This is a genomic window from Kitasatospora sp. NPDC001683, from assembly GCF_053596495.1.
This window is the reverse complement of sequence record NZ_JBSFGK010000037.1, coordinates 1-12944: the sequence shown is the minus strand read 5'-3', so window position 1 is coordinate 12944 and position 12944 is coordinate 1. Positions and strand designations below refer to the sequence as shown.

The 12944-nt window shown below is 73.5% G+C and carries 12 protein-coding genes; all 12 read left to right on the top strand.

The window, feature by feature from the left end; all coding sequences use genetic code 11:
- The first annotated feature begins 17 nt into the window (after positions 1 to 17).
- The 12 genes from ACWCYO_RS20960 (at position 18) to ACWCYO_RS20905 (ending at position 12870) form a co-directional block, all read left to right on the top strand.
- Positions 18 to 776 (top strand): SDR family oxidoreductase, encoded by a 759-nt coding sequence (locus ACWCYO_RS20960; RefSeq protein ID WP_449785065.1) that lies wholly within the window; start codon positions 18 to 20, stop codon positions 774 to 776.
- A gap of 30 nt (positions 777 to 806) precedes the next feature.
- On the top strand, positions 807 to 974 hold the full coding sequence (locus ACWCYO_RS20955; RefSeq protein ID WP_449785081.1) for a Clp protease N-terminal domain-containing protein: 168 nt from the start codon (positions 807 to 809) through the stop codon (positions 972 to 974).
- Positions 975 to 1201: 227 nt separating this feature from the next.
- Positions 1202 to 2956, top strand: a complete 1755-nt coding sequence (locus tag ACWCYO_RS20950) for a sensor histidine kinase (protein ID WP_449785064.1) — start codon at positions 1202 to 1204, stop codon at positions 2954 to 2956.
- Positions 2956 to 3393 carry a roadblock/LC7 domain-containing protein gene (locus ACWCYO_RS20945; RefSeq protein WP_270143624.1) on the top strand — a complete coding sequence of 146 codons (438 nt, stop codon included), beginning with the start codon at positions 2956 to 2958 and terminating at the stop codon, positions 3391 to 3393. The genes ACWCYO_RS20950 and ACWCYO_RS20945 overlap by 1 nt, the downstream gene beginning before the upstream one ends.
- A complete protein-coding gene (locus ACWCYO_RS20940; RefSeq protein WP_270143622.1) occupies positions 3390 to 3758 on the top strand; it encodes a DUF742 domain-containing protein in 369 nt (122 codons plus the stop codon). The genes ACWCYO_RS20945 and ACWCYO_RS20940 overlap by 4 nt, the downstream gene beginning before the upstream one ends.
- Positions 3739 to 4425 carry a GTP-binding protein gene (locus ACWCYO_RS20935; RefSeq protein ID WP_270143621.1) on the top strand — a complete coding sequence of 229 codons (687 nt, stop codon included), beginning with the start codon at positions 3739 to 3741 and terminating at the stop codon, positions 4423 to 4425. Before ACWCYO_RS20940 ends, ACWCYO_RS20935 begins: the two co-directional genes overlap by 20 nt.
- A gap of 25 nt (positions 4426 to 4450) precedes the next feature.
- The gene (locus ACWCYO_RS20930) at positions 4451 to 5689 is read left to right on the top strand and encodes a cytochrome P450 (protein ID WP_449785063.1); all 1239 of its coding nucleotides are present in this window, start codon (positions 4451 to 4453) and stop codon (positions 5687 to 5689) included.
- A gap of 76 nt (positions 5690 to 5765) precedes the next feature.
- Positions 5766 to 6980 (top strand): cytochrome P450 family protein, encoded by a 1215-nt coding sequence (locus ACWCYO_RS20925; RefSeq protein ID WP_270143618.1) that lies wholly within the window; start codon positions 5766 to 5768, stop codon positions 6978 to 6980.
- Positions 6981 to 7346: 366 nt separating this feature from the next.
- Positions 7347 to 8732 (top strand): ABC transporter substrate-binding protein, encoded by a 1386-nt coding sequence (locus tag ACWCYO_RS20920; RefSeq protein ID WP_270143616.1) that lies wholly within the window; start codon positions 7347 to 7349, stop codon positions 8730 to 8732.
- Between the two features lie 210 nt (positions 8733 to 8942).
- The gene (locus ACWCYO_RS20915) at positions 8943 to 9965 is read left to right on the top strand and encodes a carbohydrate ABC transporter permease (RefSeq protein WP_449785062.1); all 1023 of its coding nucleotides are present in this window, start codon (positions 8943 to 8945) and stop codon (positions 9963 to 9965) included.
- A gap of 80 nt (positions 9966 to 10045) precedes the next feature.
- Positions 10046 to 10960, top strand: a complete 915-nt coding sequence (locus ACWCYO_RS20910; protein ID WP_270143613.1) for a carbohydrate ABC transporter permease — start codon at positions 10046 to 10048, stop codon at positions 10958 to 10960.
- A gap of 164 nt (positions 10961 to 11124) precedes the next feature.
- Positions 11125 to 12870, top strand: a complete 1746-nt coding sequence (locus tag ACWCYO_RS20905) for a DUF4153 domain-containing protein (protein WP_449785061.1) — start codon at positions 11125 to 11127, stop codon at positions 12868 to 12870.
- The last annotated feature ends 74 nt before the right edge of the window (positions 12871 to 12944 follow it).

Here is a 12944-nt window from a genome sequence, read left to right as displayed (position 1 = left end):
AGAGGAGTGGTGTGGTGATGGGGACGGTGCTGGTGACCGGGGCGACGGGGACGTTGGGCCGGGAGGTGGTGCGGCTGTTGGTGGCGCGCGGGGTGGCGGTGCGGGGGTTGAGCCGGCGGGCGCGGGAGGCGGCGGACGGGGTCGAGTGGGTGGTCGGGGACCTGGTGACCGGGGCGGGGATCGCGGCGGCCGTGGCCGGGGTCGAGACGGTGGTGGACTGTGCGACCACGCAGGGGAAGAAGGACGTGACCGCGCTCGGGCGGCTGGTGGCGGCGGCCCGGGAGGCCGGGGTGCGGCACCTGGTGTACGTGTCGATCGTCGGGATCGACCGGGTGCCGATCGCGTACTACCGGGCGAAGCTCGGCTGTGAGCGGGTGCTGCGGGAGTCGGGGCTGGGGTGGACGGTGCTGCGGGCGACGCAGTTCCACGACCTGCTGCTGAAGGCCTTCGAGCTGAGCGCGAAGCTGCCGGTGTTCCCGGTGGTGAGCGGCGCCCTGATCCAGCCGGTGGAGGTCCGGGAGGTGGCGGAGCACGTCGTGGAGCTGGTGGGGCGGGAGCCGGCCGGGTTCGCGCCGGAGGTGGGCGGGCCGCGGGTGCGGTCGTACCGGGAGCTGGCCGAGGCGTACCTGCGGGCGGCGGGCCGTCGGCGGGTGCTGCTGCCGCTGCGGATCCCGGGGGCGGTCGGCCGGGCCCTGCGGGCGGGCGGGCTCACGACGCCGGAGCGGGCGGTGGGGCGGGGGACCTTCGAGGAGGCACTGACGCGGCGTTCCGGGTGAGCACCCGGGCAGCCGTCAACCAGGGTTGACATCCGGTCGCTGCGCGAGTCGCTGCGGCTGAAGTCGGGGGAGATCGCGGCGGGCCACCTGCTGCTCGGGGTGCTCCGGGTGGAGGACGGCCTCGGGCTGCGGGTGGTCACCGAGCACGGGCTGGACCCGGCGGCCGTGGGGCTGGCGGTGGAGGCGAAACGGGCCTGAGCGGCCCGGTCCAGAGTGAATGAAGGAGATTGACCGTCAACTAGCGGGTTGAGGCCAATGTCTGAATCGATATGATCGGCCGAAAGCGTGAACCGATCAGCCGCCCGGAGACGTTTCGCGACGTCGCCGGGCGGTCTGGTATGCGCCCGACCAGCCGTCGGCGGCCGCGAACGTCGCCGACCCGCCGCCCGCGCCGCCGCCCGCCGACGTTGCCGAGGACCGCACCGATGAGAGATGCCACCAGCCCCGACGGTCGGCCGCGCCGTCGCCCGGCGCCACGCACCGCCGCGCTGACCGCGGCCGCCGTCCTGCTGGCGCTGGTCGCCGCGCCGGTCGGCATCGGCCGGGCCCTGGGCGCGCACCAGCCGGTCACCGCCGTCGCCGTGGCCGCGGTGGCGGTGCTCTGGCTGATCGCGGTCGGCCTCGCCGCGAGTGGCGCCGAGCGCTCCCGCATGCTGGCCGAGGAGCTGGCCGCGCAGCACGAGGAGACCCGGGCCGCGTTGGTCGCCGCCGGCACCGCCCGGCAGGCCGAGACGGCCGCCCGGGACCGGGCCGCCGCCGCGCTCACCGAACGGGACGCCGCCCGGGCCGAGCGGGCCCGGGCCGAGGCGGACGTCACCTCCGCGCACGCCGAGCTGGCCCGGCTGGAGGCCCGGCTGGACACCGAGCGGGCCGAGGCCGAGGCGGAACGGGAGCGGGCCGCCGCCGAGCGGGCCGAGCTGGAGCGGATCCCGGAGGGCGTGCTGCCCGAGGTGGTGAAGAAGCTGCGTGGGGGCGCGGCCGTGGACAGCGCGCTGGCCGCCCACCGCGAGCACCCCCAGTACGCGCTGCTGCGCGCCGTCGGCGAGGAGATCGGCCGGGGCGAGCGGCTGCGGGCCGCCGCGCTCGCGGTCTGCGCGACCGCCGCCGGCCGGGTCCAGGCGCTGGCCACGAGCATGCACGCCGAACTGCGCGAGATGCAGCACCGGCACGACGAGGAGGTCCTCGGCGACCTGCTGCGGCTGGACCACTCGACCGCCCAGGCGGGCCGGATGGCCGACAGCATCGCGGTGCTCACCGGCGCCCGCTCGGGCCGCCGGTGGGCCAAGCCGATCGCGGTGGAGTCGGTGCTGCGCGGCGCGCTCGGCCGGATCGGCGCCTACCAGCGGGTACGGCTGCACAACGCCAGCGCCGCCGCGGTCGCCGGCTTCGCGGCCGAGGGCGTGATGCACGCGCTGGCCGAACTGCTGGACAACGCCACCAACTTCTCCGCCCCGCCGGCCGAGGTGCACGTCTACGTCGAGGAGGTGCCGGCCGGTCTGGCGGTCACCGTCGAGGACAGCGGGCTGGGCCTGAGCGACAGTTGGCTGCGCCGGGCCGAACGCGCCGTCTCCGCCGAGCCGCTGGACCTCGCGACGCTGTCCGCCGGCACCCGGCTGGGCCTCGCGGTGGTCGGCGTGCTGGCCCGCAAGCACGGGCTGCAGATCTCCTTCCGGCCGTCGGCGCGCGGCGGCACCGGGGTGGTGATGCTGATCCCGCAGCAACTGGTCGCCCACCCCGTGCCGACGTCCACCCCGGCTCCCGCCCCGGCGTCAGCGCCCGCCACCGAGGCCGTGCGCCCCGCGCTCACCCCCGCCCGCCCGGCGCCCGCCTCACTGCCGCCCGCGCCCAGCGCGCCGAGCGCCCCCAGCGCCGTACCGTCCGCTGCACCGGCCACTGCGGCGGTCCCGGCACCCACCGTCCCCGCCCGGGCCCCGTCCGCTCCCGCCCGGATGACCGACAGCGGCCTGCCGCAGCGCCGCCGCGGGCAGACGCTGGCCACCACCCCGGCGGCGGCCCCGACCGCCAAGCCCGTACGGACCGACGCGGCGCGCGCCGCCGCCCGGTTCGGCGCCTTCCGTAGGGCCGCCCAGCCGGCGCTGCCCGCATCCACCGGGGCGGCGCCGTCCACGGACACCGACACCACGCCCGACGCTTCCACCGTCACCGACAAGGATTCCTGATGAGCAGCGCCACCGACCGCGACCTGGACTGGCTGTTGGAAAACCTGCTGGCCGCAACGCCCGGCACCCGGCACGCCCTGGTGCTGTCCGCCGACGGCCTCAAGCTCTGCCACACCGCCGGGCTGAGCGCCGACCAGGCCGACCAGCTGTCCGCGATCGCCTCCGGTCTGCAGAGCCTGGCGCACGGCGCCTCGATCGAGTTCGGCGACGGCAGCGGCGGAGTGCGGCAGTCGATGACCGAGTTCCACGGCGGCATCCTGTGCATCGTGGCGGCCGGTGAGGGCGCGCACCTCGCGGTGGTCACGGACGACGACGCGGACGTGGGCGTGGTCGGCCACAACATGCACGGCCTGATCGAGCAGATCGGCATCCACCTCAGCGCGCCCGCCCGGGGCGGGGAATCCGGCGGGGCCGCCGACGAGAGCGCCGGGATATGAACGGCGGGCCGGTGCTGCCGGGCCGGGACGACGACCCGGACCGCCTCTACACCATCACCGGCGGCCGCAGCCGTGCCCCGGAGACCGCCTTCGACCTGGTCACCCTGATCGTCGCCGAACGGGAGCCGGCGCCGGGGATGCAGTCGGAGCACGTCCGGATCCTGCGGATGTGCGAGGCCCCGACCGCCGTGGTGGAGGTGGCGGCGGAGCTGTCGCTGCCCGTCTCGGTGGTGAAGATCCTGCTCGGCGACCTGCTGGAGTCCGGCGCGGTCACCGCCCGCCACCCCAGGTTCGCGCCGAACAAGGCCCGGCTGCCCGATCTCGACACGCTGAAGCAGGTGCTGCATGGCCTCCAACGGCTCTGACGTCCCCCCGGCGGAGCGCACCCCGCTGCGGGCGAGTGCCGACAACGCACTGAAGATCGTCGTGGTCGGCGGCTTCGGGGTGGGCAAGACCACCCTGGTCGGCTCGGTCAGCGAGATCCGCCCGCTGAACACCGAGGAGGTGATGACCCGGGCGGGGGAGGGCATCGACCCGGCCGGCAGCTGGGGCAAGCGCTCCACCACGGTCGCCTTCGACTTCGGCCGGATCACCCTGTCCGAGCAGCAGGTGCTCTACCTGTTCGGCGCGCCCGGGCAGGAACGTTTCTGGTTCCTCTGGGACCGGCTGTTCAGCGGGGCCCTGGGCGCGGTGGTCCTGGTGGACACCCGGCGGCTGGAGGACTCCTGGTACGCGATCGACCGGCTGGAGCACCACGGCACCCCGTTCATCGTCGCCCGCAACAACTTCGGCGAGCCCGGCCACACCCTGGAGCAGGTCCGGGAGGCCCTGGACCTGCCGCCCGAGGTCCCGCTGGTGGACTGCGACGCCCGCGACCGGGAGTCCGGCAAGCGGGTGCTGATCGAACTGGTCCACCACCTGGCCGCCCTGGCCGGGGCCGACGCGGCCGCCCTCGTGGGGGCCGACGCCGACGAGGCGGCGGTCGCCTTCGCCGGGGCACCCGACGCGACCCACCAGCAGAGCACCCCGTGATCCGGATCTACGAGGAGAGCACCCCGTGACCCAGCCCGCCGCCACCCCGCCCCCGGGCTGCCCGGCGCACGCCGGCGCCGCGCCGCTGTACGGGCCGCGCTTCCAGACCGACCCGGCCCAGCTCTACCGCGAGCTGCGCGCCGCCCACGGCCCGGTCGCCCCGGTCGAGCTGGCCGGCGGCGTACCCGCCTGGCTGGTGATCGGCTACCGCGAGCTGCAGCAGGTCACCGGCCAGCCGCAGCTGTTCGGGCGGGACTCCAGCCGCTGGCACGCCTGGGCGACGCTGCCCGCCGACTGGCCGTTGAAGCCGATGATGGCGCCGGTGCCGTCGATGCTGTACACGGAGGGCGAGGAACACGTCCGCCGCTCCAGCGCGGTCACCGACGCGCTGGCCGGGATCGACCCGTACGAGCTGCGCAAGCACTCGGAGGAGATCGCCGACCGGCTGATCGACGGTTTCGCCGGGCGCGGCGAGGCCGACCTGGTCGCCGAGTACGCCCACCTGATGCCGTTGCTGGTGCTCTGCCGGGTGCTGGGCCTGGACGAGGAGCGGGCGGCCGAGCTGGTCGACGCGGTGCTCACCATGCTGGACGGCGGCGCGGGCGCGCAGGCCTCCGCCCAGCGGCTGCTGGAGCTGATGCTCGAGGTGGTCCGGGCGAAGGCCGAGCACCCGGGCGGGGACGTGGCCTCGCGCATGCTGGCCCACCCCGCGGGCCTGGACCACGACGAGATCATGCGCGACCTGCGGGTGCTGTTGATCTCCGGCCACCAGCCGAGCTCGTACTGGATCTCCAACGCGCTGCGGCTGATGCTCACCGACGAGCGGTTCTCCGCGTCGCTGGCGGGCGGGCGGCGCAGCATCAGCCAGGCGCTCAACGAGGCGCTCTGGGAGGACACACCGGTCCAGATCTTCGCCGGCCGCTGGGCGGTGCGGGACACCCAGCTCGGCGGTCAGCGGATCGCCGAGGGGGACATGCTGCTGCTCGGCTTCGCCGGAGCCAACGCGGACCCGTCGGTGCGCCAGCCCGACGGCCGCCCGGCCGAGGGGAACCGGGCGCACATGAGCTACTCGTACGGCGAGCACGGCTGCCCGTTCCCGGCCCAGGAAGCGGCCGAGGTGATCGCCACCACCGCGATCGAGGTGCTGCTGGACCGGCTGCCGGACCTGCGGCTGGCGGTGGCCGAGCACGCGCTGGTGTGGCGGCCCTCGGCCTGGGTGCGCGGGCTGGTCGCGCTGCCGGTCTCGTTCACCCCGGGCCACTGACACCCGTCGTTCCGGCCCGAGTCGACCCCACGTCCCCGTACGCGAAGTCCCCGTGTGTGAAGGAGAGTTGCCGCCGATGACCGCTGTCCCGGCCCCGATCGCGCTCGACCCGCTGGCCCGCGACAACGCCGCGGAGGGCGCCCTGCTGCGGGCCGCCGGCCCCGCGGTGCCCGTGGTGCTGCCCGGTGGGGTCGCCGCCTGGGCGGTGACCCGGCACGCGGCCGCGCGCGACCTGCTCACCGACGCCCGGCTGGTGAAGGACGCCCGGCACTGGGCGGCCTACCAGCGCGGTGAGGTGCCGAAGACCTGGCCGCTGATCGGCCTGGCGGTGCCCGGTCCGAGCATGGTGACCACGGACGGCGCCGAGCACCGCCGGTTGCGGGCGCTGGTCGCCCAGGCCTTCACCCCGCGCCGGGTCGAGCTGATGCGCCCGCGGGTGGAGGAGATCACCCACGCGCTGCTGGACGGCCTGGCGGCCGGGGAGCGGGTGGTCGACCTCAAGACCGCCTTCGCCTTCCCGCTGCCGATGACGGTGATCTGCTCGCTGCTGGGCGTCCCGGAGTCGGACCACGGCCTGCTGCGCGACCTGTACGAGCGGTTCTTCGGCATCAAGCCCGACCCGGGGGGCATCCAGGCGACCGTCGCCGGGCTGAACGCCTTCGTCAACGGCCTGGTGGCACAGCGCCGTTCGGCGCCGGGCGAGGACCTGGCGAGCGTGCTGCTGGCGGCGGACACCGAGGGCGGGGCGCTCACCGACGCGGAGGCGGCGGCCACCCTGCGGGTGATCATCGCGGCCGGCCACGAGACCACGGTGAACCTGATCGGCAACGCGGTGCGGGCGCTGCTGGCGCACCCGGACCAGCTGGAGCTGGTGCGTTCGGGCCGGGTGTCCTGGGACGCGGTGGTCGAGGAGTCGCTCCGCTGGACGCCGCCGACCAGCAACTTCCTGTTCCGCTTCACCGCCGCGGACATCGAGGTCGGCGAGCTGGTGATCCCGGCGGGCGAGCCGGTGCTGGTCTCGTACAACGCGATCGGCCGGGACCCGCTGCAGCACGGGGTGACGGCGGAGCTGTTCGACGTCACCCGGGACCCGACCCGGCACCTGTCCTTCGGCCACGGTCCGCACGTCTGCCCGGGCTCGCCGCTGGCCCGGCTGGAGGCGGGGATCGCACTGCCGGCGCTGTTCGAGCGCTTCCCCGGGCTGTCGCTGGCGGTGCCGGACGGCGACCTGCGGCCGAGCCCGTCGCTGGTGGTGAACAGTCTGCTGGAGCTGCCCGTCCGGCTCTGGTGACGTCGCTCCAGGAGCGGGGGCCCCGTCCGGCTTCCGGGCGGGGCCTCGGCGTCCGGTGGCCGCCGTCGTCCGGTGTTCGCGGGCGCGGTTTCGGGGCTCGTCGGGTTTCGGGGCTCGTCGGGTTTCGGAGGTCGTCGGGTTTCGGAGGTCGTCGGGTTTCGGGGCTCGTCGGGTTTCGGAGGTCACGGTCGGGGCACCGGTGTGTGAAGGTCGACCACGGACCTTGGCGGCGGCCGACGGCTGCGTTAACGTCGTCGAATCGGTTCGGCCGCCCGCTCGCTCAGCGACCCCTGTCCGCCCATCTCCGGTACAGCGCAATGTCGTTCAGCCAACCCCCGGCAGCTCGCCCTGGCGAGGAGGACCGCATTGACCCCCAACCCGACCGTGCCGTCCCAGAGTTCCCGCCGCCGACTGGTCGCCGTGCCCGCGCTGCTGGCGGCGCTGGCCCTGACCGCGGCCTGCTCGAACAGCTCCGGCGGTTCGGGTGACGGCGGTGGAGCCGCCCAGACGCTGACCGGCGACTGCGCCAAGTACCAGCCGTACGCGGGACATTCGGGCACCACGGTGACGATGTTCGCCTCGATCCTCAGCCCGGAGTCGGACAACCTGGAGAAGTCCTGGGCCGAGTTCAGCAAGTGCACCGGGATCAGGATCAGCTACGAGGGTTCCAACGACTTCGAGTCCCAGCTGCCGGTCCGGGTGGCCGGCGGCAACGCCCCGGACTTCGCGATCATCCCGCAGCCGGGCCTGCTGGCGCAGATGGTCAAGAGCGGCAAGGTGGTCAAGCCGCCCGCCCAGACCGTCGCCAACCAGGACAAGTGGAGCCCGGTCTGGAAGACCTACGGCTCGGTCGACGGCACCTTCTACGCGGCGCCGATGAGCGCCAACATGAAGTCGCTGGTCTGGTACTCGCCGAAGGCCTTCGCGGCGGCCGGCTACGAGGTGCCGAAGACCTGGGCGGACCTGATGACGCTCAGCGACCGGATCGCCAAGGCGGGCGGTCCCAAACCCTGGTGCGGCGGCATCGCCTCCGGCACGGCCACCGGCTGGCCGGCCACCGACTGGCTGGAGGAGGTGGTGCTGGGCACGTACGGCGGCGACGTGTACGACCAGTGGGTCGGCCACCAGGTGAAGTTCTCCGACCAGAAGATCACCACGGCGATGCGGACCGTCGCCGACTGGATGCTCAACCCGGCCTGGGTGAACGGAGGTTACGGCGACGTGAAGTCGATCGCCACCACCACCTTCCAGGATGCGGGCGCGCCGATCCTCACCGGCAAGTGCGCGATGCTCCAGCAGGCCTCCTTCTACGAGGCGCAGTGGCCCAAGGGCACCAAGGTCGCCCCGGACGGTGACGTCTTCGCCTTCCACCTGCCCGCGGTCAACCCGGCGATCGCCAACCCGGTCGAGGGCGGCGGTGAGTTCCTGGCGGCCTTCTCCGGCCGGCCCGAGGTGCAGGCGGTGCAGAACTACCTGTCCAGCTCGGACTGGGCGAGCAGCCGGGTGAAGACCGCGAGCGGCTGGGTCTCGGCCAACCAGGGCGTGGACAAGAGCCTGTACACCGACCCGATCGACAAGCTCTCGGCGGAGGCGCTGACCGACCCGAGTGCGACCTTCCGCTTCGACGCCTCCGACATGATGCCGGCGGCCATCGGCTCCGGACAGGAGTGGAAGTCGCTGACCGCCTGGTTCGCGGAGGGACAGTCGATCCAGAAGGTCGCCGGCGACATCGACGCCGCCTGGCCCAAGTAGCGGCCCACCGTCCGGACTTCAAGGCAGCCGCCGTCCGGACTTCGAGGCAGCCGCCGTCCGGACTTCGAGGCAGCCGCCGTCCGGACGTACCCGGGGACCACCTGTCGAGGGCGGTGCGGGGCCACCCACCCACCCGCACCGCCCGCCCGCACCGACCGGCACCGCCCGCTTCCCACCCGCTTCTCACCGGACCCGAAGGGACGTGCAGCCATGTCCGTATCCGGCTCCCCGCCGGCCGCCGACTCCCTGGCCGTCGGCGCCTGGGGTGACGCGGCGGTCAAGTTCGGCAACAGCGTCGGCGCGATCGCGGGCTTCCTCGGCATCCTGCTGGTGGTCTTCCTGGTGGCCGGCCGGGCCCGGGGCCGCCTGGCCCGCCCACTGGCGGTGCTGGTCTTCCTCGGCCCGGCCGTACTGCTGCTGGTGGTCGGCCTGGTGGCGCCACTGATCCGCACCGTCTACCTGAGCCTGCACAACGCGGACGGCAGCAGGTTCGTCGGCGGCGAGAACTTCGGCTGGGCCTTCACCACCGATTCGGTGCAGAAGGTGCTGGTCAACACCCTGCTGTGGCTGCTGGTCGCGCCGCTGGCGGCGACCGGCCTCGGCCTGGTGCTGGCGCTGCTGGTGGACCGGATGCGCGGCCAGTCGGTGTACAAATCGCTGATCTTCATGCCGATGGCGATCTCGCTGGTCGGCGCCTCGATCATCTTCAAGTTCGTCTACGAGGCGCGCGGGAAGGACCAGCCGCAGATCGGGCTGCTCAGCCAACTCGCGCACGCGGTGGGCTGGTCGGACCCGCCGAACTGGCTGCTCAGCCAGCCGCTGAACACCTTCCTGCTGATGGTCGTGATGGTCTGGGTGCAGACCGGGTTCGCGATGGTGGTGCTGTCGGCGGCGATCAAGGCGATCCCGGACGAGGTGGTGGAGGCGGCCCGGCTGGACGGTGCGACCGGGGTCCGGCTGTTCTGGCACGTCACCGTGCCGATGATCCGCACCACGGTGATGGTCGTGCTCACCACCGTCATGATCATCACCTTGAAGGCCTTCGACATCGTCCGCACCATGACCGGCGGCAACTTCGGCACCCAGGTGCTGGCCAACGAGATGTACTCGCAGTCCTTCGGGCAGTCCAACGACGGGCGGGGCGGTGCCCTCGCGGTGCTGCTGTTCCTCGCGGTGCTGCCGCTGGTGGCCTACAACATCGTCCAGCTGCGGAGGGAGCGTGAGGTGCGGTGAGCGATCGAGGCGGGGTGAGTGATCGGGACCCGGCGAGTGACCGGGGCCCGGCGGGTGATCGGAGCCCGGTGGGCCGCGCGATGACCGACCGTCCCCGGAACCCGGTGCGGAAGTCCTTCAGCAGCCCACTGGCCTCGGCGTTCGTGATCGCGATGACGGTGCTCTGGACGATCCCGACCTTCGGCCTGCTGGTGACCTCGCTGCGCCCCAAGAAGGACGTGACCACCGACGGCTGGTGGAACGCCCTGATCCACCCGGACTTCGGCCTCGGCAACTACCACGAGGTGCTGTTCGAGGGCGGCTCCGGCAGCTCCACCGGCATGATGCCCTTCCTGGTGAACTCGCTGGCGATCAGCATCCCGGCCACCCTCTTCCCGCTGGTGCTCGCGGCGATGGCGGCGTACGCACTGGCCTGGGTGCGGTTCCGGGGGAGCGACGCGGTGTTCTTCACGGTGTTCGCGCTCCAGGTGGTGCCGCTCCAGATGGCACTGATCCCGTTGTTGCGACTGTTCTCCGGCGGCGCGCACCTGGGCCCGCTGACGCTGATCCCGGCGCTGGGCGTGAAGGGCAGCTACGCCCCGGTCTGGCTGGCGCACACCATGTTCGCGATGCCGCTGGCGGTGTTCCTGCTGCACAACTTCATCGCCCAGCTGCCGCGCGACCTGATGGAGGCCGCTGTGGTGGACGGCGCCTCGCACTTCAAGATCTTCCGTTCGATCGTGCTGCCGCTGTGCGCGCCGGCGCTGGCCTCCTTCGCGATCTTCCAGTTCCTGTGGGTCTGGAACGACCTGCTGGTCGCGCTGGTCTTCGCGGGCGGCACACCCGAGGTGGCGCCGATGACGGTCCGGCTGGCGCAGCAGGCCGGTTCGCTCGGCGGGCGCTGGGAGCTGCTCACCGCCGGGGCGTTCCTGTCGGTGATCGTGCCGCTGATCGTCTTCTTCAGTCTCCAGCGGTACTTCGTCCGGGGGCTGCTGGCCGGGTCGGTGAAGGGGTAGTCGGGGGGAGGGATGGGTGCTCAGGGCTTCTGAACATGTTCAGTAGCAACTTTTGAACCTGTTCAGAATGGTCTACAGTCGGCAGCGGCAGAGGCGTCGAACAGCCGCCCGCGGACCGCCCGGAGGGCGGCCTGCGCATGCCCGTCGACCACCGAGGGGGACTCATGACAGGCCTGCCCACGCCTGCCCCGAACGATCCGCTGCCCGCCTCCGGGCCGCATCCGTCGGACGATCCGTACGTGCCGTACGCGGCGGCCGATCCGTATGCTGCGGCCGACCCGTACGCGCCGTACGCAGCGTCCGGCCGGGGTGCGTCGGCGTCCGGCCACGGCGCGTCGTCTGGCCGGCGTGCATCGTCCCGCCCGTACCGGCCCGGCGGTCCGCACGGCTCGTCCGTCGTGTCCGGGCCGACGATCGGGGCCCGGCTGCACCTCACCGACCCCGAGCGGCGGGCGGCGGCCACGCCCCGGGTCCTCCTGTTCGCCCTGCTCACCGGCCTGCTGACGGCCTGGCTGCTGTACGACGGGGTGGGTGCCAACCTGCTGATCTGCGGTGCCGCCACGGCGGTCGTGGCCGGTCTCGTCGCCCGCGCGGCCGGTCGCCGGATCCGGCCCTGGACGGTCGTCTGGAGTCCGCTGGCCCTGGCCCTGCTCGCCGTTCCGGCCTGCTGGGACGCGGGTTGGCCGGCCCTGCTGGCCTCCGGCTGCGCGCTGGGCCTGGCCTCGCTCGCGCTCCACGGTGGCCGCCGCTGGTCGGGGGTGCTGTTCGCCCTGCCCGCCGTGCTCTGGCAGTTGGTGCCGGGCGTCGGCTGGGTCTGGGACGGTCTGGAGGGGCGGCCGCTGCCGGGGCGCGGGCGGATCGTGCCGGTGCTCAAGGCGCTCGCGGTCGCCGCCCTCCTGCTGACCGTCTTCGGCCTGCTGTTCGCCAGTGCCGACGCCGCCATGGCGGACCTGCTGGCCGGCCTGAGTCCCAGCATCGACATCCACCAACTGCCACTGCGCGGACTGCTCTTCGCGCTCGGCACGCTCACCGCGTTGGGCTTCGCGCACATCGCGGCCGGCCCGCGCCGCTGGGACCGGATGACGGTCCGCCCGGGGCGGGAGCGGCGACGGCTGGAGTGGGCGCTGCCCCTGGTCGCGCTCAACCTGATGTTCGGCGCCTTCGCGGTGATCCAGGCCGTGGTGGTGCTCGGCGGCGCGGACGCCGTGCTGAGCAACACCGGGATGAGCCGCTCCGCGTACGCCCGGCAGGGCTTCTGGCAGCTGAGCGTGATCACCGTGCTGACCCTGGTCGTGGTGGCCGTCGCCAAGCGCTGGGCCCCGCGCACCACCCCGGCCGATCGCCGACTGGCGCGGATCCTGCTCGGGCTGCTCTGCCTGCTGGCGCTGGCGGTGGTCGCCTCGGCGCTCGGCCGGATGTGGTTCTACGTGGACGCCTCCGGGCTCACCCGGCTGCGGCTGTGGGTGCTGGTGGTCGAGCTCTGGCTGGGCGTCGTCTTCCTGCTGCTGATCACGGCCGGGCTCACTCGTGGCACCGGCTGGCTGCCGCGCGCCGTCGTCCTCAGCGGCATGCTCACCGTCGCGGTGTATGGCCTGATGGGGCCGGACGCGATCGTCGCGGAGCAGAACGTGGCCCGGTACGAGCGCACGCAGCAGATCGACCTGCGCAACGTCCGCGAACTCTCGGCGGACGCGGTGCCCGCCCTGGACCGGCTGCCGAACCCCCAACGGATCTGTGCGCTCGAACTGATCCGGGCCGACCTGGCGAACGATCGCGCGCCCTGGTACGCGACCAGCCACTCCGCCGCCCGGGCCCGCGAGATCCTCGCCGCACGGCCGTTGGTCGAGGGCGGGAGCGCGAGGACGAGCGCCTGCGAGCGGGCGGGACTGCACGTGGACCCGTACTTCTGACCGCCGGGCGCACGCGGCGGGCCCGCCGGGCCTCAACGTGATCCTGGACGGGATCGAGGCGAGGCGGTCCAGGG